The 22,781-nt window shown below is 63.9% G+C and carries 22 protein-coding genes; 13 read left to right on the top strand and 9 right to left on the bottom strand.

Annotated features, from left to right (window positions below; all coding sequences use genetic code 11):
- Positions 1-200: 200 nt before the first annotated feature.
- The 5 genes from GWL_RS13240 (at position 201) to GWL_RS13220 (ending at position 5,205) form a co-directional block, all read left to right on the top strand.
- Positions 201-1,184, top strand: coding sequence for a tripartite tricarboxylate transporter substrate binding protein (locus GWL_RS13240; protein ID WP_008330968.1), 984 nt, complete (start codon positions 201-203; stop codon positions 1,182-1,184).
- Between the two features lie 98 nt (positions 1,185-1,282).
- On the top strand, positions 1,283-1,816 hold the full coding sequence (locus GWL_RS13235) for a tripartite tricarboxylate transporter TctB family protein (RefSeq protein WP_008330966.1): 534 nt from the start codon (positions 1,283-1,285) through the stop codon (positions 1,814-1,816).
- Between the two features lie 9 nt (positions 1,817-1,825).
- On the top strand, positions 1,826-3,322 hold the full coding sequence (locus GWL_RS13230; RefSeq protein ID WP_008330964.1) for a tripartite tricarboxylate transporter permease: 1,497 nt from the start codon (positions 1,826-1,828) through the stop codon (positions 3,320-3,322).
- 47 nt (positions 3,323-3,369) lie between these two features.
- On the top strand, positions 3,370-4,431 hold the full coding sequence (locus tag GWL_RS13225) for an Ldh family oxidoreductase (RefSeq protein WP_008330959.1): 1,062 nt from the start codon (positions 3,370-3,372) through the stop codon (positions 4,429-4,431).
- 9 nt (positions 4,432-4,440) lie between these two features.
- On the top strand, positions 4,441-5,205 hold the full coding sequence (locus GWL_RS13220; RefSeq protein WP_008330957.1) for a FadR/GntR family transcriptional regulator: 765 nt from the start codon (positions 4,441-4,443) through the stop codon (positions 5,203-5,205).
- On the opposite strand, the gene GWL_RS13215 is transcribed toward GWL_RS13220, so the two are convergent.
- From GWL_RS13215 to GWL_RS13205, 3 genes are all read right to left on the bottom strand, one after another.
- A complete protein-coding gene (locus GWL_RS13215; RefSeq protein WP_237713572.1) occupies positions 5,198-5,737 on the bottom strand; it encodes a C40 family peptidase in 540 nt (179 codons plus the stop codon). The two genes, GWL_RS13220 and GWL_RS13215, sit on opposite strands and share 8 nt — an antisense overlap.
- Before the next feature lie 21 nt (positions 5,738-5,758).
- Positions 5,759-6,961, bottom strand: a complete 1,203-nt coding sequence (locus tag GWL_RS13210; protein WP_008330954.1) for an acetylornithine transaminase — start codon at positions 6,959-6,961, stop codon at positions 5,759-5,761.
- A gap of 421 nt (positions 6,962-7,382) precedes the next feature.
- Positions 7,383-8,432, bottom strand: coding sequence for a CDP-6-deoxy-delta-3,4-glucoseen reductase (locus tag GWL_RS13205; protein WP_008330953.1), 1,050 nt, complete (start codon positions 8,430-8,432; stop codon positions 7,383-7,385).
- 36 nt (positions 8,433-8,468) lie between these two features.
- On the opposite strand from GWL_RS13205, the gene GWL_RS13200 reads away from it, so the two are divergent.
- The 6 genes from GWL_RS13200 to GWL_RS13175 all read left to right on the top strand — a co-directional run bounded on the left by GWL_RS13200 (position 8,469) and on the right by GWL_RS13175 (position 13,559).
- Positions 8,469-9,359 (top strand): NAD-dependent epimerase/dehydratase family protein, encoded by an 891-nt coding sequence (locus GWL_RS13200; RefSeq protein ID WP_034351154.1) that lies wholly within the window; start codon positions 8,469-8,471, stop codon positions 9,357-9,359.
- Positions 9,360-9,574: 215 nt separating this feature from the next.
- Positions 9,575-10,348 (top strand): ABC transporter ATP-binding protein, encoded by a 774-nt coding sequence (locus tag GWL_RS13195; RefSeq protein ID WP_008330951.1) that lies wholly within the window; start codon positions 9,575-9,577, stop codon positions 10,346-10,348.
- Positions 10,345-11,346 carry an ABC transporter substrate-binding protein gene (locus tag GWL_RS13190; protein ID WP_008330950.1) on the top strand — a complete coding sequence of 334 codons (1,002 nt, stop codon included), beginning with the start codon at positions 10,345-10,347 and terminating at the stop codon, positions 11,344-11,346. Before GWL_RS13195 ends, GWL_RS13190 begins: the two co-directional genes overlap by 4 nt.
- A gap of 130 nt (positions 11,347-11,476) precedes the next feature.
- Positions 11,477-12,250: an ABC transporter permease gene (locus tag GWL_RS13185; RefSeq protein WP_034350799.1), complete on the top strand. Its 774-nt coding sequence runs from the start codon at positions 11,477-11,479 to the stop codon at positions 12,248-12,250.
- A gap of 13 nt (positions 12,251-12,263) precedes the next feature.
- A complete protein-coding gene (locus tag GWL_RS13180; RefSeq protein WP_008330947.1) occupies positions 12,264-13,055 on the top strand; it encodes a transporter substrate-binding domain-containing protein in 792 nt (263 codons plus the stop codon).
- A gap of 234 nt (positions 13,056-13,289) precedes the next feature.
- Positions 13,290-13,559, top strand: a complete 270-nt coding sequence (locus tag GWL_RS13175) for a hypothetical protein (RefSeq protein WP_008330946.1) — start codon at positions 13,290-13,292, stop codon at positions 13,557-13,559.
- A gap of 121 nt (positions 13,560-13,680) precedes the next feature.
- On the opposite strand, the gene GWL_RS13170 is transcribed toward GWL_RS13175, so the two are convergent.
- From GWL_RS13170 to GWL_RS13155, 4 genes are all read right to left on the bottom strand, one after another.
- Complete coding sequence (locus GWL_RS13170; protein WP_008330945.1) at positions 13,681-15,363, bottom strand: Na+/H+ antiporter; 1,683 nt, start codon at positions 15,361-15,363, stop codon at positions 13,681-13,683.
- 245 nt (positions 15,364-15,608) lie between these two features.
- Positions 15,609-16,883, bottom strand: a complete 1,275-nt coding sequence (gene oxlT, locus GWL_RS13165; protein WP_008330943.1) for an oxalate/formate MFS antiporter — start codon at positions 16,881-16,883, stop codon at positions 15,609-15,611.
- 224 nt (positions 16,884-17,107) lie between these two features.
- Positions 17,108-17,890, bottom strand: coding sequence for a GntR family transcriptional regulator (locus tag GWL_RS13160; protein ID WP_008330942.1), 783 nt, complete (start codon positions 17,888-17,890; stop codon positions 17,108-17,110).
- 74 nt (positions 17,891-17,964) lie between these two features.
- Positions 17,965-18,912, bottom strand: coding sequence for a LysR family transcriptional regulator (locus tag GWL_RS13155; RefSeq protein ID WP_008330941.1), 948 nt, complete (start codon positions 18,910-18,912; stop codon positions 17,965-17,967).
- 188 nt (positions 18,913-19,100) lie between these two features.
- On the opposite strand from GWL_RS13155, the gene GWL_RS13150 reads away from it, so the two are divergent.
- Complete coding sequence (locus tag GWL_RS13150; RefSeq protein WP_008330939.1) at positions 19,101-20,192, top strand: tartrate dehydrogenase; 1,092 nt, start codon at positions 19,101-19,103, stop codon at positions 20,190-20,192.
- 63 nt (positions 20,193-20,255) lie between these two features.
- Here GWL_RS13150 and GWL_RS13145 read toward each other — a convergent pair whose 3' ends face one another.
- Together GWL_RS13145 and GWL_RS13140 are read right to left on the bottom strand one after the other, a co-directional pair.
- Entirely contained in the window at positions 20,256-21,437 is a 1,182-nt protein-coding gene (locus tag GWL_RS13145; RefSeq protein ID WP_034350796.1) for an MFS transporter, read from the bottom strand.
- Positions 21,434-21,799: a RidA family protein gene (locus tag GWL_RS13140; protein ID WP_034351150.1), complete on the bottom strand. Its 366-nt coding sequence runs from the start codon at positions 21,797-21,799 to the stop codon at positions 21,434-21,436. The genes GWL_RS13145 and GWL_RS13140 overlap by 4 nt, the downstream gene beginning before the upstream one ends.
- A 119-nt stretch (positions 21,800-21,918) precedes the next feature.
- Between GWL_RS13140 and GWL_RS13135 the strand changes: the two genes are divergently transcribed.
- Entirely contained in the window at positions 21,919-22,725 is an 807-nt protein-coding gene (locus tag GWL_RS13135; protein WP_008330933.1) for a TrmB family transcriptional regulator, read from the top strand.
- Positions 22,726-22,781: the final 56 nt, after the last annotated feature.

The following is a 22,781-nucleotide window of genomic DNA, read 5'->3' as shown; positions in this document are numbered from 1 at the left end:
CGGATTACAAGAAAAAGCAGCACGGCACGAGACCTGCGCTACAGAGACAACACAGGAGACCATCGGGGAAATTTCTTTTCTCATGGCCGATCACTCCGGCGCTCCCGCAGGTCAACGAGGCGGTCACGCAAGTCCTTTGCCAAAGCGATGGCCGCACCCCAATTGCGCGCGATGAGCCGCACACGACAACGGAGGAGACCATGCAGTTGACCCGCAGAACCCTGTTCAAGACCATCCTGGCCGCCAGTGCGGCCTGCACCATGCTGGCCGCCCCGGCCGCCTTTGCCGCCTGGCCGGAACGTCCGGTCACGCTGATCGTGCCCTGGGGCGCGGGCGGCGGCACCGACGCCACGGCGCGCATCATCGGCGCGCTGCTCGAAAAAGATCTCGGCCAGCCGGTCAATGTGGTCAACCGCACCGGCGGTAACGGTGCAGTGGGTCACCAGGCCATCGCCAGTGCCACGCCGGATGGCTACACCATCGGTATCGCCACGGTGGAAATCTCGATGATGCACCATCAGGGCCTGACCAAGCTGACGCCGCGCGACTTCACGCCGCTGGCGCTGATGAACTTCGACCCGGCCGCGCTGACCGTGAGCCATGATTCGCCCTACAAGACCTTTGACGAACTGTTCAAGGCCATCAAAGCCAATCCCGGCAAGCTCAAGGCCTCCGGTACCGGCCAGGGCGGCATCTGGCACCTGGGGCTGGCGGGCATGTTGAATGACCTCAAGGTGGCACCCAATGCCGTGCGCTTCGTGCCCTCCAACGGGGCTGCCCCGGCCATGGTGGATCTGGCGGCCGGTGGTGTGGATATCGTCGCGGCCTCGCTGCCGGAGGCGCGTTCGCTCATCGATGCCGGCAAGGCCACACCACTGGTGATCATGTCCAATGAACCGGCGGCGCTCTATCCCAAGGTGCCGACCTTGAAGAGCCTCACGGGCAGCACCTGGACCAATGGCGCCTGGCGCGGCATCGTCGGGCCCAAGGGTCTGCCCGCCGATGTCCAGAGCCGGCTCTCGGCCAGCCTCAAGAAGATCTACGACAGCAAGGAGTACAAGGACTTCATGAGCGGTCGCGGTTTCGGAACGCAGTATGCCGATTCGGCCGAGTTCGGCAAGTTCATGGACAAGAGCGACGAGGACATGGGCGCCATCCTCAAGACCCTGGGCATGGCCAGGTAAGCGGCCAGGGGCGGGTCCGCGGCCTGGCGGCCGGGGTGCCCGTCTGGCGTTGCCCCATCGTGCTCTTTGCTCTCTGCTCTCCGCTTCGGGATCGTTCCATGAAAATCAATGATGCCTTGTCCGGGCTGCTGATCGCCTTCTTTGCGGTCGTGCTCTGGATCGCTTCTGCCCGCCTGCCCGCCATGGGTCAGGACATCGGGCCCAATGTCTTTCCGCAGGCGCTGGCCGGTGGCCTGATGATCTGCGCCGTGTTGCTGGTGCTGCGTGGACTGCGCGGACTGCGGCAGGCGCGCGCCGTGCACAGCGCACACACCTCGCGCATCGCCACCACCGGTGGCGATGCGCAGGATGCACGCTGGTTCACGCCACCCGAGTGGATCCACCGTGGCCGTGCGGTGCTGGCCTTCCTGCTGGTCCCCGCCTCGCTGCTGTTCTACATCGGGGTCTCGGAACCGCTGGGCTTTTTGCCCACCGCCTTCGTGCTGTTGCTGGTGCTGTTCCTGACCTTCCGCACCCGCCTGATGGTGGCCTTGCCGGTGGCCCTGGTCAGCGCGCTGCTGATCCACACCATTTTCTACAAACTGCTCAAGGTGCCGCTGCCCTGGGGCATTCTCTCGCCCCTGGCCTGGTAAGGAGACGACATGCTTGCCAACCTCTATGCCGCGCTGGCGATGGTGTTCGATCCCTATGTGCTGGCGGTGATCCTGGGCGCGTCCGTCTTCGGACTGTTCATGGGCGCCGTGCCGGGTCTGTCGGCGACCATGGCCGTCGCGCTGCTGGTGCCGGTGACCTTCTTCATGCCGCCGGTCCCGGCCATCGCCGCCATGGTTTCGGCCACTGCCATGGCGATCTTCTCGGGCGACATTCCGGGTTGTCTGCTGCGCATTCCCGGTACGCCCTCGTCGGCCGCCTACACCGATGAAGCCTATGCCATGACCTTGAAAGGGCAGGGCGAGATTGCGCTGGGCGCCAGCCTGGTGTTCTCGGTCATCGGCGGACTGTTTGGCACCTTCGTACTGATCTTCTCGGCGCCCGCACTGGCGGAGCTGGCCCTGAAATTTTCTTCCTTCGAATATTTCTGGCTGGTACTGCTGGGCCTGACCTGCGCCATCTTCATCGCCTCCGACAATCCGCTCAAGGGTTTCGTGTCGCTCTTCCTCGGCATGTTCATCGCCTCCATCGGCATGGGCAATCCGGCCGGTGCGCCCCGCTTTACCTTCGATCAGCCCGACCTGCTGGGCGGGGTCTCGCTGGTGCCGCTCATGGTGGGCATGTTCGCCATGTCCGAAGTGCTGCGTTTTGCGGTCTCGCGCGACTTCGGCATGAAACTGCCAGAGAGTCGTGTGGGCAACGTCTTCAAGGGCATGTGGGGCCTGCTGTTGAAGTATCCGAAATCGGTGCTGCGCGGCAGCGTCCTGGGCACGCTGGTGGGCGCGCTGCCCGGCGCCGGGGCCGATATCGCGGCCTGGATGTCGTATGCGATGAGCAAGAAGCTGTCCAGGGAGCCGGAGAAATTCGGCACCGGCCATCCGGAAGGCATCGTCGAATCGGGCGCGGCCAACAACTCGGCGCTGGCCGGGGCGTGGATACCGGCGCTGGTGTTCGGCATTCCGGGGGATTCCATCACCGCCATCGTCATCGGTGTGCTCTACATGAAGAACCTCAATCCGGGACCGATGATCTTCGTCGACAATCCGGTCTCCATGTATGCCATCTTCCTGGTCTTCATCCTGGCCAACCTGCTGATGCTGCCGCTGGGTTTCTGGTGCATCAAGATGGCCAAGCGCATCCTGTCCATCCCGCGTGGCATCCTCATGCCGCTGATCCTGCTGTTCTGCATCGTCGGCTCCTACGCCACCAACAACAGTGTCACCGACGTGGGCATCATGCTGGTGTTCGGCCTGCTGGCCTATGTGATGGAAGAGAACGGTTTCCCGGTGGCACCCACGGTACTGGGCGTGGTGCTGGGCGGCATGCTGGAAGAACATTTCGTGACCTCGATGATCAAGGCCGACGGCCAGTTCCTGGCCTTCTTCGAGCGGCCCATCGCCGGCACGCTGGGCGTGATCACGCTGCTGCTGTGGTTGTTGCCGCTGCTGCTCAAGCTCCTGCGCAAGAAACCGCTGGCTGCGGCCTGAGGTGAAAAGATTTCAATCGACGATTCAAGCAAGGAAAGGTGGTTTCCATGGCAGTCCCCGAACGTTTCTCCGCTGACGCTCTGCGTCAGTTCGCCACCACGCTGTTGCAGCGCGCCGGACTGGACGCCGACAAGGCCGACAGCGTCGCCGCCACCCTGGTCGACGGCGACCTGCTGGGCCATGACACGCACGGACTGGCGCTGCTGGCCCCCTACGTCAAGGAACTGGAAAAAGGCAGCATGGCCAAGAGTGGCCGACCCGAGGTGCTCTCCGAACGCGCCGCCGCACTGGCCTGGGATGGCCGCCGCCTGCCCGGTCCCTGGCTGGTGCATCAGGGCATCGATGCGCTCATGCCCAAGGCGCGCGACTATGGCACCGCTTCGCTGACCATCCACCACAGCCATCACATCGCCTGCCTGGCGGCCTACCTGCTGCGGGCCACGCAGGAGGGCTTCATGATGATTCTGGCCAGTTCCGATCCGGCAGTGCAGAGCGTGGCCCCGTTCGGCGGCACCCAGGCGGTGTTTACGCCCAATCCGATTGCAGCGGGCATCCCTACCTCCGGCACGCCCTTCCTGGTCGATATCTCGGCCTCCATTACCACCAATGGCATGAGCAACCGCCTGCACAAGGCCGGCAAGCAGTTCGAGGAAGAATGGCTCATCGATGGCGCCGGCCATCCCAGCCGTGATCCGGCCGTGCTCTCGGCCACGCCGCCCGGTACCATCCTGCCGCTGGGCGGCCTGTCGGCGGGTCACAAGGGCTACGGCCTGGCGGTGCTGATCGAGGCGCTCACCGGTGGCCTGTCCGGCTTTGGCCGGGCCGATCCGGCAGCGGGCTGGGGGGCGACGGTGTTCATGTCGCTCTATGATCCCTCGGCCTTCGGTGGCGAGCAGGACTTCAAGCGTCAGATGGACCATATCGCCCAGGCCTGCCGCAGCAATCCGCCACGTCCCGGCGTGGGCCAGGTACGCATGCCTGGTGACCGCGGCATGCAGCGCCGCGCCGAGCAACTGGCGCAGGGGCTGACCCTGCATCCGACCATTGCGCCGATGCTGCGCGAAGCGGGTGCCGCTTACGACCTGGAGTTTCCCGCCACCTTGGACTGAAGGGTCATCATGCCCATCGAAGCGATCGAACCGCAGCGGCTGTACCGGCAGATCAGCGACCAGTTGCGCAAGCTGATCGTGGAGGGCGAATTCGCCGTGGGTTCGCGCCTGCCGTCCGAGCGCGACCTGGCGCTGCAGCTGGGCGTGAGCCGGCCTTCGCTGCGCGAGGCGCTCATCGCGCTGGAGGTGGAAGGTTACATCGAAGTGCGTATGGGCTCGGGCATCTACGTCTGTGCGCCACCGGTGCAGCGCGAGTTGCGACACGACCTGTCCGGCGAGGAAGGGCCGCTGGAACTGATCCGCGCGCGTGAGATGATCGAAGGGGAAGTGGCCTATGCCGCCGTCCTGCATGGCAGCAAGCAGCAGATTGCGGCGGTGGAGGAAGCCTACGCCCTGATGATCTCCCACGCCCAGGCCGGCATCGATCCGCTGGAGGCGGACCGCCTGTTCCATATCCGCCTGGCCGAGGCCACCGGCAATAGCGTCCTGGTCGGCCTGGTGACGCAGCTCTTCGATGCGCGTCTGGGGCCGCTGTTCGAGCGCCTGCACAGCCACTTCGACGGCACCCGCGTGTGGCAGGAAGCCATCGAGGAACACGGTCTGATCATGCAGGCCCTGCGCGAGCGCAATGCCGAGCAGGCGCGTGCTGCCATGCGGCGGCACATGGATATCGCCTTCACGCGCTACAGCGCCAATCTGATCCGCGAGTACGGCAACCGCCAGCAGCAGGAGAACGGGCCGCGCAAGCGGTCCGCCCGCAAGACGCTCAGTTGAAGTAGGTGCGCGCCATTTCGAAGCGACGCGAGAAATACGGGTTGTCCAGGCGCGAGATGTGCACCTTGCCATTGGTCGATGGCGCATGTACGAAGCGGCCATCGCCCAGGTAGATGCCCACGTGCGAGAAGGGACGGTTCTGCGTATTGAAGAACACCAGGTCGCCCGCGCGCAGTTGCGAGGGATCGATCTGGCGGCCCTGGCGGGCGATGTCGGCGGCGCTGCCGCTGATGCGGTAATTGGCGGCCTGGCCGAAGATGTAGCTGACCATGCCGCTGCAATCGAGTCCGGCCGAGGGATTCTTGCCGCCGAAGCGGTAGCCGGTATCGATCAGCGAGAGTGCATAGATGGCCACCTCATTGCCATTGTCGGTGGCCGGCAGCGCCGGTGCCTGCGATTGCGGGGCACCGGGCAGCCGGGCGATGGGGGGCGCGGTCGGCGTCGTGCCGCAGGCGGCCAGCACCAGTGCCGCACACACTGCGGCCAGCGCCGACCGGGAAGAGGGCACAGCGGCCCTGTGCGTCAATGCCATCCTTGCGCGCCCCGTCATCGCTTACTTCCCGATCTTGGCCAGGACGTCTTCCAGCATGGAGAACATCTGGTCGATCTCTTCCTTGGTCACGTTCAGGGCCGGCATGAAGCGCAGCAGGTTGGGACGCGGCGAGTTCAGCAGCAGGCCCACCGGTTCCAGGTTGCGCGCGGCTTCGACGATCTGCGGGCCGATGTCGCGACCCAGTTGCAGGGCGCGCAGCAGGCCTTCGCCACGCTCGCCTTCGAAGCCATACTTCTCGGAGATTTCCAGCGAACGCTGGCGCAGGTACTGACCGCGCTCGCGCACCGATTCCATGAAGCCGGGCTTGAGCAATTCCTTGATCACGGCCACGCCCACGGCAGTCATGAGCGGGTTGCCGTTGTAGGTGCCGCCTTGTTCGCCGGCTTCAAAGCAGGCGATTTCTTCGCGCGCCAGCAGGGCCGCCAGCGGCACACCGCCACCGATGCCCTTGGCCAGGGTCATGATGTCCGGCTCGATGCCGGAGTGCTGGTAGGCGAACAGCTGGCCGGTACGGCCCATGCCGCTTTGCACTTCATCGACGATGAGCAGCAGGTTCTTTTCTTTGGTCAGGCGGCGCAGACCCTGCATGAATTCCTTGGTCGCCGGGATGACGCCACCTTCGCCCTGCACCGGCTCCAGCATCACGGCCACGGTGTGGCTGCCGATCAACGCTTCGACGCTGGCCAGGTCGTTCAGGATGGCCTTGGGGAAGCCCGGCACCTGGGGTGCGAACATGGTGTCCCAGCCGTCCTTGCCGCTGGCCGACATGGTGGCCAGGGTACGGCCGTGGAAGCTGTGCTTGAAGGTGATGATCTCGAAGCGCGCCGAGCCGTCGGCGGCCGGGTTCTTCTTGCCCCACTTGCGGGCCAGCTTGATGGCGCCTTCGTTGGCTTCGGCACCGCTGTTGGCGAAGAACACGCGGTCGAACACCGAGTTGGCCGTCAGCAGGTCGGCCAGTTCGATGGAGGGTGCGTTGTAGAAGGCTGGCGAGGGGTTGATCAGCTTCTTGCTCTGGGCGGCCAGGGCATCGGCGATACATTGCGGCGCGTGGCCCAGGGTGTTGACTGCCCAGCCTTGCAGGTAGTCGAGATAGCGCTTGCCATTGTGATCGGTCAGCCACATGCCATGGCCTTCGGTGAAGACCAGCTCGGGGCGGTTGGTGACGTACATCAGCTTGTTGGCGTCGGACTGGCTGTATTGCATCGATAGGCTCCTGCAAGAATAGGGTGGTTGGGAGGGTGGTGCAGACCGTTGCCCCCACGATGACTAGGCGCTGGGCAGCAGGCACACGACAGACCCCAAATGGCGAATAAAAAAAAGCCACAGGGTTTGCCTGTGGCTTCGCGATTCGTTTCACTTCACGCGCGCAGCAGCAGCAAACCTTTCTCAGGTTGGCTGCGGCGTCGTAAAAATGTGGCGTTGGCGATCATGCGGTGCAGTTTATGACCTTTTGCGCAGAGCGTCAAAAAGAAATTTCCCGCCGGACTCGCCCGCGGCTGCTTGCGGCGGGCTACCGTTGCAATTTCATCGCATCTCGCCGGGCCGCGCGGCATCAGGCTTGCGCGGCATCTTCGCAAATGCGCGTGACGCCGGCATGACAGCACCGGCCCCCGCAGTGGCTCCGTCAGGCGGCCGGGTTGTCCGACACGGCCTTGGCCAGGTCGGCTTCGGAAGTGAAGGAATCGGCATAGAACTCGTCTTCCGGCAGGCCGCACTGGGCGCTGAAATCGCGCTGTGCCGATTCCACCACGACCGGCGCGCCACAGGCATAGACCTGGTGGCCCGACAGGTCGGGGAAATCTTCCATCACGGCGCGGTGGACGAAGCCGGTGCGGCCGCTCCAGTTGTCCTCGGCCTGGGCGTTGGAGACTACCGGCACGTACTTGAAGTTGGGCAGCTCCTGTTCCCACTGCTGGCACAGGGCGTTCATGTACAGGTCCTGCGGGCGGCGGCCGCCCCAGTACAGGGTGACCGGACGCTTGGAGCCGGCATGTTCGAGCTGCTCGACGATGGCCTTGATGGGCGCAAAGCCGGTGCCGGAGGCCAGGAGGATGATGGGCTTGTCGGAATCCTCGCGCAGGAAGAAGGTCCCCAGCGGGCCTTCGATGCGCAGGATGTCGCGTTCCTTGAGCGTGGTGAACACCTGGTCGGTGAACAGCCCGCCCGGCAGATGGCGGATGTGCAGGCTCATGTGTTCATCCTTGTGCGGGGCGTTGGCCATGCTGTAGCTGCGGCGCTTGCCGTCGCGCAGCAGGAATTCCACGTACTGGCCGGCCTTGTACTGCAGGCGGTCATTGGCCGGCAGTTGCAGCGAGAGGATGATGACGTCATCGGCCACCTTCTCCAGCTTGGCCACGCGTACTGGCAGCTTGCGTACCGGGATCTCGCCCACGCCGGCCACTTCGCGCGCCTCGATGGTGACGTCGCTGTGCGGCTTGGCCACGCAGAAGAGGGCATGGCCCAGCTGCTGTTCGTGCTCCGAGAGGGCGCGCACCTGGTGCGGGCCGTGCTCGACCTGACCCGACACCAGCTTGCCCTTGCAGGAGCCGCAGGCGCCGTTCTTGCAACCGTAGGGCAGGCCGACACCGGCGCGGATGGCGGCGGTGAGGATGGATTCGTCGGCGTCGCAGGTGAACTGGCGACCGCTGGGCTGGACTGTGACTTGGAAACTCATACAATTCTGCTTCTGGATAAATTTGGATTGAACACCGTGAAAAAACTGGGCCTGCCCCGCGTACTGATCCTGGGCTGCGGCGATGTCGGCCTGCGGCTGGTGCCGCTGCTGCTGCCGCGCTACCGCGTACTGGCCGTGACCAGCAACCCCGAGCGCTGCGTCGAACTGCGCGCTGCCGGGGCCATTCCCATCGTCGCCGACCTGGATCAACCCCTGACGCTGGGCCGCCTGGCGCGTCTGGCACCGACCATCGTGCATCTGGCCCCGCCGCAGTCCGAAGGCCGCATCGACCGCCGCACTCGCAATTTGGCCGCCATTTTACCCGAGGGCGCGCGCCTGGTTTACATCAGCACCACCGGTGTCTACGGGGATTGCGCTGGCGCAAGCTTCGATGAAACTCGCCGAGTGAACCCGCAGAACGCCCGCGCCGTGCGCCGGGTCGATGCCGAAACCGTGCTGCGGGCCTGGGCGCGGCGCCGCCACGGCAAGCTTTCCATCCTGCGCGTGCCGGGCATTTACGCCGCCGACCGCCTGCCGCTGGAGCGCCTGCACAAGGGCCTGCCGGCCCTGGTGGCCCAGGAGGATGTGCATACCAATCACATCCACGCCGACGACCTGGCCCGCATCTGCCTGGCCGCCATGCGCCTGGGCGCGCCCAATCGCGTCTATCACGCGGTGGACGATACCGACCTCAAGATGGGCGACTACTTCGATGCCGTGGCCGATGCCGCCGGCCTGTCCCGCCCGCCGCGCCTGCCGCGCAGCGAGCTGGAACGCAGCGTCTCGCCGATGATGTTGTCCTTCATGTCGGAATCGCGTCGCCTTCACAATGCCCGCATCAAGGATGAGCTGGGTGTGCGGCTGCGTTATCCCGATGTGCAGAGCCTCTTGGCCCGATGGCAGGAACAAAGGCTGACGAAGGGCTGACGCCTTTATGCGTTTTGCCCACCGTTCTTATTCGAAATGCGAATAAGCATACGATTTTTAAGTAGTTGTTTTGCATAGCCGGCCTCAGTACAGTGCATGCCTGACTAAAAGGGGGCGGTTGCACGGCAGGTTCCGGGCGGATTGACGCACGGATGAAGCGATCTGCATCGGGTCCCCTTCCACTATCCCTTGCGCGCGGCACGTCCGCGGACCACATGAAGCTATCTTTCAACAACGTCGCCAAGCGTTTCGGCGACCTGCACGTGATCGAGGAATTCACCCGCGAGATCGCCTCCGGTGAGCTGGTCGCGCTGGTCGGCCCGTCCGGCTGTGGCAAGTCCACGCTGCTGCACATGGCTGCCGGGCTGGAAAAGCCCAGCAGCGGCACCGTGTCCGCCGACGCTCAGGCCATCCGCGGACCGCATCCCGAGCGCACCCTGATGTTCCAGGAAAATGCCCTCTATCCCTGGCTGACCCTGCTGCAGAACGTGGCGCTGGCACTGGAATTCCAGAATGTCGACAAGAAGAAAGCCGCCGACCAGGCCCGCCTCTGGCTGGAGAACGTCAAGCTCAAGGGTTTCGAAAACTATTATCCGCACCAGGTCTCGGGCGGCATGCGCCAGCGCGCGGCCCTGGCCCGCGCCTTCATCTCGCAGCCCAAGGCGCTATTGCTCGATGAACCCTTTGGCGCTCTCGATGCGCTCACCCGCATGACCCTGCAGGATGCCCTGCGCGACCTGATCCGCCAGCAAGGCCCGACCGTGGTGCTGGTGACGCACGATGTGGATGAGGCGCTGTTCCTGGCCGACCGCATCTTCGTGTTCAGCCCGCGTCCGGCCAAGGTCTTGAAGGAATTCAATCTCGTGCATCACGAAAAGACGCACGACCTGTCCGAATTCGCGGCGACCCGCCGCGAAATCCTTTGCCTGCTGGGCATCCATGCCGAGCAGGACGAATTTGCCAAAAACATTGAAGGGGTTGGAGTATGAAACTCGCACGCATCCTGGCACCGGCCATCGCCGCCGCTGCCCTGGCTTTTTCCGGCAACGTCCTTGCCCTGGAGAAATTCAAGATCGGCTACCTGCGCGTGATGGACGATGCGCAAGCCATGGCTGCCTATGAAGCCGGCCTCTACAAGAAGTATGGTCTGGATGTGGAACTGATCGAATTCAAGTCCGGCACCGACCTGGTCAAGGCCATTGTCGGCGGCCAGCTCGACAGCGGCGTGTTCGGTTTTTCCAATGCCGTGGCCTGGGCTTCCAAGGGCGCGGACCTGAAGGTGGTCGGTGGTGCGCAACTGGGCTATCACGCTCTGGTGGCGCGCGAGGATTCGGGCATCAACAAGGTGGCCGACCTCAAGGGCAAGACCCTGGCCTCGCAGGCCGAGGGCAGTACCGCCGACACCGTGCTCAAGGGCGTGGTGTTGCGTGATGCGGGCGTGAAGCCCGATGACGTCAACGTCATGGGCGTCTCGCCCCAGGTGGCGGTGCAGTCGCTGGTGGGCAAGCGGGTCGATGCGGCCTTCCTGTTCGAGCCGCAGGCGCGCATCGCGCAACTGATTGCGCCGGTCAAGCAGATCTACGAGATCGGTGAAGTCTGGCCCTTCCCCTGCATGGTCGTCATCACCTCCGGCGAGACTCTGAAGAAGAAGCGCGATGCCGTCTGGAAGTCGCTGGACGCGCAACGTGACGCCATCACTCTGCTGCAGAAGAAGCCTGCCGATGCCTCCAGACTGATTGCCGGCTATTTCATCGCCGAGCCGACCATCAAGACGCTGAAGCACGGCGAGATGCTGCGCGAAGACGTGATCCGCGATGCCATCAAGAGCCAGACCTTCACCCCCAAGATCAGCAAGAAGGACCAGGACCGCATGCAGGAGATCGCCAACATCCTGCAATCGCAAGGATCGCTCAAGACGCGTGATGGCAAGCCCTTTGACGTCAACTCCATCACCGACCTGTCGTGGCAGAACGCGCGCAAGCTGTAACTGCTGCAGCGTCTTCGATACGGCCCTCTTGGGTCTGCTGAGCCCGAACGGTTCGGGATGTCATGCCAAAGTAGTCCTGATGTTTTTTTAATCTGGCCGGACCCGTCCGGCCATTGTCTTTCCTGTCCTTATGAGCTCACAGCGTCGCGTTACCGGACTCCGCAAGAAACTGGCCATGGTGCTGGCCATTGTCTTCATCCTCTTGATGTGGCAGATCGCGGCCTGGTCGCTGCCCTCCTTCCTGATGCCGGGCGTGCCTTCAGTGCTCGCGCGGCTGTGGGAAGAGGTGCAGTCAAACAATTTCCGCCTGGCCCTGTTCGGCAGTCTCTATCGCCTGGGCATGGGCTATGGCTCGGCCCTGGTGCTGGGCATCGGTTTCGGTCTGGTCGGTGCGGTGCTGTTCTTCTTCCGTGAAGTCCTGAAGTCGGCCATCGTGATCCTGCAATCGATCCCCTCGATCGCCTGGGTGCCGCTGCTGCTGATCCTGATGGGCTTCGGCAACCTGCCCATCGTGGTGGTGGTGGCCATTGCTGCTTTCTTCCCGGCGGCGCTGTCGGTGATGAATGCCACCGAGAGCGTGCAGCAGGTGCATGTCTCGGCGGCCCGCGTGATGGGCGCCTCGCGCTTGTCCATGTTGCGCCGGGTGTACCTGCCGGCGGTGATGCCCGAACTCATCACCGGTGCCCAGCTGGCCTTCGGCAATGCCTGGCGTGCGCTGATCTCGGCCGAGATGCTGGTGGGCTTCGGCAAGGGCCTGGGCCGCACGCTGGCCTACTCGGGCGAGACGGCGGACATGATCGGCGTGATGGCCAACATCCTCACCATTGCCATTTTCGCTGCGCTCATCGACCAGCTCATCCTGGAAAACCTCAAGCATCGCCTGCTGAAATACCAGTACGTCTGAGCCGGGACCGATCATGCGCACCCTTGACCGCTTCATGCTGCTCGCCTCGGCCGGCCTGCTCATCGGTGCCGCCCAGGCTGGCGTGCTCGATGACGCCCGCCGCAGCGAGACCGTGCGTATCGGACTGGACCACGTGCCGCCGCCCTACAAGGCCGGCATGAAATTCCGTACACCGGAAAACATTGCCACCGTGCTGGCCGAGGATCTCGCCACGCAATGGAAAGGCAAGGCCGATCTTCAGCCCAATACGCAAGACCGCGCCGCATTGAAGGGCGTGCGTCCCGACGTGATGCTCACCCGCGTGGACCCGGCACAGACCGGCGCGGCGGACCTCATTACGGTGTCGACCGGCTACAGCGCCGGTGCCATGGCCATCATGCGCACCGACACCACCATCCGCAAATGGGAAGACCTCCAGGGCCGCACCGTCTGCGTCTCCGCCGGATCGCCCTACGTCGGCACCCTCAGCGCGCGCTATGCCGCCATCGAGAAAGTGATGCCGGCCCCGGCCGATGCACTGCTGGCCCTGCGCACCGGGCAATGCGATGCCGCCGTGCATGACGATACGCTCATGAAGGCCATGCTGAAGCTGCCCGAATGGAAGAAATTCTCTGCCCAACTGGCCCCGGTCAGTCGCCGCGCGCTGGTGCTGCAGGTGCGCGGCAACGATCCCGCCGACCTGGCTGTCGCGCGCCAGGCAGCGGCGAAATGGAACGATGCGTTCTGGGCCAATGCCATCAAGAAGTGGGTCAACAATGTGGCCTTCGAGGTCTATCTCGACCAGAACGTGCCGGATTGCCACTGAAGCACCTTGCCCCTGAGACAAGGAAGTTGCCACGGCGATATCGGCGCGGCGGATTTTCTTGCCAGGCAGGCAATCACGGTTGTGCGTGCCGCATAAAAATCCTGCCATTTCAGGATTTTCCCCGTGGCAGAGCGCGTCAATGGGCGTAACATAGTCGACATTCACATCACTGTATGGCACATCCTGTCGCCAACAGTGTTCATTTCTTAGTCTTCGTTTCAAAGGGAGCCCATCATGGCCATGGATATTTCCTCTGCCGTCAACGGCGTCGTTTCCGACCCCAATGGCAATGCCCCGACCACTGGCAAGGCCAACGATCCGGTGGCCGTGCGTCGTGCCGAAGAAGCGGCGGCGGCCCTGAAGGCGGAACAGCGCCGCCTGGAAGAAATCCAGGCCGACGAAACCCGGGCCGAAAGCGCCCGCCAGGAACGCGACCGCCGCGAGCAGGCTTCGCGCAATGCGACCGGCGAGATCATCGGCACGACCGTCAATTCGGTGGCCTGATTTCTGCCTTGTCGGCCAGCTGAACTGGCTGATTCCGGATTCTTAACCTGGATTCAACAAAGCCCGCAACGCCCGATGACAGGGTGTTGCGGGCTTTGTCGTTGGTACTGCGCGCGACAAGTCAGTGCTGCTGCCCCGGTCCGTTCAACGAGCCCAGCAGCCAGGTCTCGGCCATGTCGATCTGGTTGATCAGCATCAGGAAGGTCTCGTCATTGATGCGCTGTTCAGCGCGCAGGTAGTGCACTTCCAGCCGCTCGGCGCGGATCGCCTCCAGTCGCAGTTCACGCTCGAACTGCTTGAAGCGGTTGGCGGCGCGCTGGGTTTCTTCGGAATCGCTCTCCGCATTCATGCGCATGCGATAGGTCGCCAGCAGGCTGCCGCTGACTTCCATCAACAGGGCCAGGTCCGATTCATCGAGATTGACGCCGATGCGTTCCTGCGCCTCCTCGATAGTGCGCACGGCCGCCTCCGACAGGCGCAGGCGCGCCATCATTTCTTCGGCGCGACGGCGCTTGACCTCGGCGTCGAGCTGCAGGTCCTTCAACATCCAGGGCAGCAGGAAGCTGCCGAACAGCAGCGAGCACAGGATCACGCCGGTGGCCAGGAAGATCAGCAGGTCGCGCGCCGGGAAGGGTGTATGTTCCTTCAGCAGCAGCGGAATCGACATCACACCGGCCAGCGTGATCGCCCCGCGCACCCCGGAGAGCGCCGTGATGCTGATGAGTCGCAGGTCGAACTTGCGATTTCGCCCGCTCTGGCCGCGCAGGGCCGAGGCGAAACGGCGCATGCGCAGGTTGATCCAGACCCAGACGAAGCGCAGCACGATGAGCGCCACCGTGATGGCCAGGATGTAGACGAACAGGTGCCACACCGGCACATTGCCCGCCATCTGCGCATCCACGTGGGCCAGGCCGACGATGCCAGGCAGTTGCAGGCCCAGCAGCAGGAAGGACATGCCGTTGAAGACGAATTCCAGCATGGTCATGATGCTGCGTCCCTGCAGCCGGGTCGCCGCCGATTCGCCACCGGCCGTTTCCAGATAGGGCATGAGCATGCCCGCAGCCACCGCAGCCAGGATGCCCGACAGCCCGAAGTGTTCGGCAAAGATGTAGGCCGTGAAGGGAATGAGCAACAGCAGCACCACCTGGATGCCCGGCTCGTCACCGGCCCATTCGATGATCTTGCGGCGGATCAGCCCGAAACCCCAGGCCACGATGAGCCCGACCGCAATGCCGCCGGCGGCGATCAGGACAAAGGAGATGCTGGCATCGAGCAGGGAGAAGGTCCCGGTGATGACGGCGGCAATCGCAAACTTGAAGGCCACCAGACCGGACGCATCGTTCATCAGTGCCTCACCCTCCAGCACATGCTGCATCGAGGCCGGCAGACGGCCCTTGCCGACGATGGAGGAGACCGCCACCGCGTCGGTCGGCGAGAGCACGGCAGCCAGTGCAAAGGCCGAGGGCAGCGAGATGACCGGGATCATCCAGTGGATGAAGTAACCGACCCCGACCACCGTAAACATCACCAGACCCAGCGCCAGCGCCAGAATCGGGCGGGCCAGGCGGAAGAACTCGCGCTTGGGCATGCGCCAGCCATCGGTAAAGAGCAGCGGAGGGATGAACAGCAGCAGGAACAGTTCCGGATCGAAACTGATGCGCAGGCCGAACATGGGCATGGCCAGCACCGCGCCCAGGGCGATCTGGAACAGCGGCAGCGGCAGCTTGAAGGGCGCCAGGCGTGCCACTACGCCCGAGACGGCGACGGCGAGCAGCAGGATCAAGACGGTGAAGACGATTTCCATGAGGCAGCGGGTGATGTTCTTGTGATGAGGCGCGGGTGGGTCAGACCCGCTGAACTGCGGGGAGTTGCAGGAGGCTTGCAAAGGCTTGCAACAGCTTTGCAACACGTTTGCAAGTATACGGCACAAGCACGCCATCAGCCCGGGGCCATGCTGCATGGCGGTCAGGGCGCTGCAAAAACGACGATGCCGGCGCAAGGCCGGCATCGGGGAAAGGAGAAAAGAGAACGTGGCGCGGGAGCCGAGGTTTACTGAGCCGCCTTGGCCAGGTAGCGTGCGCGCCAGGGTTTGAGCACCAGCAGCGCCAGGCAGGCGGTCAGGATGTCGAGCGTGATGGCGGTGCCGAAGACCGGATGCCAGCTGCCGGTCTTCTCGTGCATCATGGCGGCCAGCGGACCGCCGAAGATCGAGCCGATACCCTGCGAGATGTAGAGCCAGCCATAGTTGGCGGTGGCGTGGCGGGTGCCGAAGGTGTCGGTCAGAGTCGAGGGGAACAGGGAAAAGATCTCGCCCCAGCCGAAGAAGACGATGCCCGACAGCAGCACGAACAGCACCGCATTGTCGCGCGTGGCCAGCCACAGCGCCATGGCCACGCCTTCCAGTGCGAAGGCGAAGAACATCGTGTTCTCGCGGCCATAGCGGTCCGAGATCCAGCCGAAGAAGGGCCGCGTGAGTCCATTGGTGAGGCGGTCGATGGTCAGCGCCAGCGGCAGCGCGGCCAGCCCGAACACCATCACGTTGGCCACGCCGAAGTCACGTGCGAAGGTGGCCATCTGCGAGGTCACCATCAGTCCCGAGGTCGACATCATGGTCATCATCACGAACATCAGCCAGAACAGGGGCGTACGCAGCATCTGGCGCGGCGCCAGGTCGAGCTTGCTGGCGGCAATGGCCGGGGCCGGCATGGCAGCGGCATGGCTGGCATCGGGCGAGCGCAGGGCCTGCGACGCCAGCACGCCAATGACGGCAAACACCAGGCCGAACTGCCAGAGCGTGGTTTCCAGACCGGCGCTGGCCAGCGAGGCGGCAATCGGGAAGGTGGTCAGGATGGCGCCCATGCCGTAGCCGGCCGCCACCATGCCCACGGCAAAGCCGCGGCGGTCCGGGAACCAGCGCACCATCTGCCCGACCACGCCGACATAGACGATGCCCGTGCCCAGTCCGCCGACCAGACCATAGGCCAGATAGAACATGCCGATGCTCGAGACCTGCGCCGCCAGGACCCAGGACAGGCCCGACATGAAGGTGCCGATGGCGATCAGGCGACGCGCGCCGAAGCGATCAATGAGCTTGCCCTGGAAGGGCGAGAAGAAGGTTTGCAGCACGATCAGCATGGAGAAGGTGATCTGCAGTTCCGACAGCGGCACGCCCAGCTTGGCCGTGAGCGGCTTGGTGAACAAGGTCCACACGTATTGCGGACTGGAGATGGCCATCATGCAGATCAGGCCGATCAACAACTGGAACCAGCGGTTGCGCAGCAAGCCCTGCGTGCTCGCGGGGGCGGTTTGGGTGAGGGTGGTCATGCGTTTCTCCTGTACAGAAAGCCAGAGTGAGATGGCCAGCCTTGCCGGATCCGGCAGGGTAGCGCTCGCCGAATTTATGTATTCATAAATTCCGTACTCACAAAAGCAGCTTTCGTGCCATTTGCCTGAGGGCAAATCCGGCACCGGGAAAAACGGTTCAAATCTTCTTCAAGGGGAGAAAAATCGGCCTGCGACCCGCAGATGACGCACAAACCTTCACTTTTTCAGCCAAAGCGCTTGCGCCGGGTGGGTGCTGTTGCCGCCAGCGTGCCACGTGCCGGTGCAGCCTGCACCGATGCGGCGCGCACCTGTTCCAGGCGGGTGATGGTGATGCGTTCGACCACGGTATGGCTGTCTTCGATATGACGGGCGACCAGCCTGCTGGCATCGTCGCCGTCGCCGCGGGCGATGGCCTCGAGGATGGCGCGATGCTCGGCGTAGGTATCGGCGATGCAGTCGCCGTAGGCAAAGTCCAGGCGTCGCATGATGCGCAGTTGGTTGGCCAGCTGGCGGTAGACGGTATCGGCCTCGGGATTGCCGGCGGCCTGCACCAGCGCGCAATGGAAGGCTTCGTCCAGGGCCGCCACGGCCAGACCGTCGGCCAGGCGGTCGCTGGGGGCGCATTGCCAGATCGCGCCCTGTTCGGCCACCAGTTGCTGGCGCACCGAGGCGGCCATACGCGGCGAACAGAGCTTGCGCACGGCGTGCAGTTCCAGCATCTCGCGCAGTTCATAGAGGGAGGCAAAGCGCGCCAGGTCGATCGGTACCACTTCCCAGCCATTGCGGAAGTGGCCGCGCACCAGGCCTTCGCTTTGCAGGCGCATGAGCGCTTCGCGCACGGGGGTGCGCGATACCTGAAGACGCTCGGCCACGTCGTTCTCGGCAAAGCGATCGCCGGGCAGCAGGCGGAAGGCGTAGATATCTTCGCGCAGGCTGGCGTAGACGGTATCGGTCAGCTTGCCGGTACGGCGGCTGGCGAGATCGGCGGGCGCTTGGCTGGACGTCATGAAGGATGTGGCTGGGCGGGTGGACGGGGTTGGCGGCTATCTTAACGCGGGCATGGGGGCGGATGGAAGCTACCCTAGCGCTTGCCCAGCACGGTAATACGCGGCTTGGGCGAAGGTTCGGCCAGCTCACGCGCAATGAAATCCACAAAGCTGCGCACCCGCGTCGACAGCTGCTGGCGCTGCGAATACACCGCAAAGATATCCGCATTGGGCGTCTGCCAGCCCGGCAGCACCTGCACCAGCCGCCCCTGTTCCAGATAGCTGCGGATATCCCACTCGGCGCGCATGAGAATGCCGTGCCCATCCAGCGCCCACTTCACTGCGATCTCGCCATCATTGGTGGTGAGGTTGCCGCGGATCTTGACAGTCTCGGTCTTGCGCGAAACACCGCTGCCCGAGGACAGCTTCCACACCCCATACGCCTCATCGCCCTGGCGGATGCCCACGCAATTGTGTTTGGACAGGTCATGCGGCGTCTGCGGCACGCCCCTGCGCTTGAGATAGTCCGGCGCGGCACACAGCAGGCGCGCATTGGACGCCAGTCGCCGCGCTACCACCCTGGTATCGGGCGGCTCGCCGAAGCGGATGCAGACGTCGAAGCTGTCCTCGGTCAGCGGTGGCGGCATCACCGACAACTGCAATTGCACCGACACCTGCGGATACCGCGTGACGAATCTGGAAATCACCGGCGCCACATGGCTGCGCCCGAACCCCAGCGTGGCATTGACCCGCAGCAGACCTTCCGGGCGGCGCCTGGAGCTGCCCAGCAGTTCGGACAATTCATCGATCTGGTCGAGGATGCGCCGCGCGTGTTCCAGATAGAGCTCGCCCTCGGGCGTCAACATCATGCGGCGCGTGGTGCGGTTCACCAGCGGCACGCCCGCACGCGCTTCCATCTGCGTGAGGTGCTTGCTGACCGCCGCCGTGGTCAGCCCCAGCTCGCGCCCGGCCGCCGAGAGGCTGCCCGCCATGGCCAGCACGGAAAAGAAACGCAGGTCGGCGGGAAGGACGGTGTCCTGCATGAAACCTCGCAAGGGAAACAAGAAATGGAAACAAGAAATGGATTGTTGAATCCAGGTTAAGAATGCTTTAAGTCTAGCACCGGTTCCTGTCCTTTCAGTATGGGTAAAGTAGCCCGCATGCAAAGACGCGGCACATGCCGTCGTTTTGCGAGACCCCACACCGCATCTCATCAAGAAAGGCTGGAGACATGAAGACCTATCGCATCGCCACCATTCCCGGCGACGGCATCGGCAAGGAAGTCATTCCTGCCGGCCGCCAGTTGCTGCAAGCCCTGGCCGCCGCCCGTGCCGACCTGGCCTTCGACTTCGAGGACTTCGGCTGGGGTGGCGACTACTACCGCCAGCACGGCGTGATGATGCCCGCCGATGGCCTCGATGCCTTGCGCGACAAGGACGCCATCCTGTTCGGTTCGGCCGGTGACCCGCACATTCCCGACCACGTCACGCTGTGGGGCCTGCGCCTGAAAATCTGCCAGGGTTTCGACCAGTACGCCAACGTGCGACCCACGCGCATCCTGCCGGGCATCGACGCGCCCCTCAAACGCTGTCGTGCCGAAGACCTGAACTGGGTCATCGTGCGCGAGAATTCCGAAGGCGAATACGCCGGTGTCGGCGGCCGCGTGCACCAGGGGCATCCCATCGAAGCGGCTACCGATGTCTCGATGATGACCCGCGCCGGGGTCGAGCGCATCATGCGCTTTGCCTTCAGGCTGGCGCAGTCGCGTCCGCGCAAGTTGTTGACAGTGGTCACCAAGAGCAATGCCCAGCGCCATGCGATGGTGATGTGGGACGAGATCGCGGTGCAGATTGCCAAGGAATTCCCTGACGTGAAGTGGGACAAGGAACTGGTCGACGCCGCCACCGCGCGCATGGTCAACCGACCGGCCACACTGGACACCATCGTGGCCACCAACCTGCATGCCGACATTCTTTCCGACCTGGCCGCGGCGCTGGCGGGCAGCCTGGGCATTGCCCCCACCGGCAACATTGATCCGGAGCGCCGCTATCCGTCCATGTTCGAACCCATCCACGGGTCTGCCTTCGACATCATGGGCAAGGGTTTGGCCAATCCGGTCGGCACCTTCTGGTCGGTGGTGATGCTGCTGGAACATCTGGGCGAGCACGACGCGGCGGCGCAGGTGATGCAGGCCATTGAGGCGGTCACGGTCGATCCGGCGCTGCATACTGGCGACCTGGGCGGCAAGGCGACTACGGTGCAGGTGACTGAAGCCGTGTGCGGTTTCGTTGCCACAGCGGCGCGGGGGCGGCAGGCGGCGTGATCGTTTCAGCGCTGATATAAACGATTTGCGGCGTTGTCTTTTTCGGCGCGAGATCTCTCTTTGTCAGGACGACGCCCGCAGACCAGCACTGACCATCGCTGCCGCGGTGGCCGCGAAGGCGGCCAACGAGGCTGTCGCGCTCCAGCCTCCGTGCATGGCAATCGATCCTGCCACGGCCGTACCCACGGCGCCCGCGCCGTAATAGAAGAACAGGTAGGCGGAGTTGAGCGCGCCGGCCCGTGATGGATCGATCGCGACGACACCCGCCTGATTGGCCACTTGCGCAGTGAAACAGCCTGCATCGAACAGCGCCAGCGCAACCAGGGTGGCGGGTGCATGATCGAGGACGACAGACAGGCAAGCCGCAGCCAGAGCGGCGCAAGCCAGACCGCAGACAATCACGCGCCGGTTCCCGAAGCGGTCTGCCAGTGCTCCAGCGATACGCGTCATGGCAAGGCCCATCAGTCCGGCCAGACTGTAGAGCCCGATGCGCGCGGCGTCCAGGTTGTAGGGCGGCGCGGCCAGACGTACGGCAAGCCCGACCCAGATCAGGTTGAAGGCAAAGAACCACAGCATTCCTGCGCAGATGCGCAGACGCAACTGCTTCGATTGCCCTACCAGGGCGGGCAGAGCGCACAAGGTCGAAAAGTATCCGGTCTGTCCTGGTGGACGTTGTCGCGGCAGCAGGGGGAAAACGCAGAGTCCGCAGACGGCAGTGAGGGTAGCCAATACCAACAGCGCTCCCCGCCATCCACACCATTGCACCAGCAGGCCCCCCACGAAGCGGCTCAGCAGTATCCCTGCGGAGATGCCGGCGGAGATCGTCGCCATGTTCAGGGCACGGCACCGCGCATCGGCAAATTTGCCGACAATGGCACTGCTTTGTGCCGCAACCGTGCTGGCTGCACCGATCAGAACGAAGCATCCGATGAGGGCGCGCGGGCTCGGTGCGCACGCAGCCAGCACCAGCGCGCAGGCAAGCACGAAGATCTGTCCCGGGATCAAGGCGCGCGCACTGAGCCTGTCCACCAACGGAACCAGCAGCACCAGGCCGATCAGATATCCAAGGATGGCGCCGGATATCACCGCCGTCATGAGCGCCATCCCGGCGCCAAAATCAGCGGCAATCACCGAAAGCGCAGGCTGCATCGCGTAGTTGTTCGCGATGGCGCTTCCCGCTGCCACCGAGAGCACAGTGAGCGCACGTCCCGTGAGCCGACCGTGCTGGGCGTCTGTCGTCTTCACCGCCCGACTCTGACGGCAATGGCCTCGACCTCCACCAGAATCGCCTCATCGACGAACGGTAGTGCATGCACCAGTGAAAACGCGGGCCGGATATCACCATAGACCTCGCCATGCGCGCGAGCGGCATCCTGCCAGTGGGCAAAGTCGGCGACCACCAGCCGGCTCTGCGCCACATCCGACAACTGAAAGCCGTTGTCGGTGAGCACCCTGGCCAGCGTGGCCAGTGCATCCTTGGTCTGCGTGTACACATCCGGGCCCTGTCCGGCCGTGCCTGAAATGAAGATCGTATCGTTCACGATCACCGCTCGCGAGTAGCCGACCTTGGACTCCCAGGGCGAGCCCGTGCTGACAAGTTGACGCATGTGGTTCATCCTTTCCTTCATGGGTTGTTCATATTTATAACTACTCTTGTAGTAGTTATTGGAATGGTATACTACTCAGGTAGTTAGTCAATCCCTTCGTATGGAAAAATGAGTCCGGCATGACCGCAGAAAACGAACTGATCGCGTCCATGACGCGACTGGGTTTTACCCAGTATGAAGCGCAGGCCTATACCGCCCTGGTCGGTCAGGCTGCATTGACCGGGGCCGAGGTGAGTCGCAGAGCATCGATGCCCCCTTCCAAGGTGTACGAAACGCTGGCCCGACTGGAAATGCGCGGTGCGGTACTGGTGAATCGATCCGAGCCCGTGCGTTACAGCGCCGTGCCGCACACTGCGCTGTTGGCGGAATTGCGCTCTCGTTTCGATGCTGACCTCGAAGCGGCGGCCTCGGCACTGGATCGGCTCCCTGTGGAAGAAGAGGCCGGACTGGTCTGGTCGCTCAGTGGCAGGAAAAAGATCGTGCAGGCTTTTGCGCGCTCAATTGCAAGCGCGCAACGCAGTGTGTTTGCGGGGATCTGGGACGAGGAGCTTGACGAGCTCGGGCCGCTGCTGGAGGCGGCCAGCGCGCGCGGAGTGGATACCCATGTCGCCATTTATGGAAAGGGGACTTTGCAAGGTCCTCATACCTACGACCTGGCCGAATGCGGGGCCAGCGCAAGGTTGCGACTTTCCGGTCGTCGTCTGGCGGTAGCGGTTGCAGATGACACCGCAGCGGTGGTGGCGGAGTTTGGCGACACGACTGCCGATCAGGCGACATTGACCACCAACACGGTCATCGCGCTGCTTGCCGTGGAGTACATCAAGGCCGATGTCAGCGGGCGTCTGATGATCAATGCGATGTCTGCGGCCACCTACAGGAAGCTGCTGGCCACGCCGGCGATGCAGGCCATGCTTGCACCGGTTTGATGGCATCCCGTTGAGCATTTGCAGCCGGATTCAGAGAGGCTGTATGGTCAGGGCGA

The organism is Herbaspirillum sp. GW103 (assembly GCF_000261365.1).
GTDB lineage: Bacteria > Pseudomonadota > Gammaproteobacteria > Burkholderiales > Burkholderiaceae_D > Herbaspirillum.
This window is presented reverse-complemented; position numbering and strand designations above follow the sequence as displayed.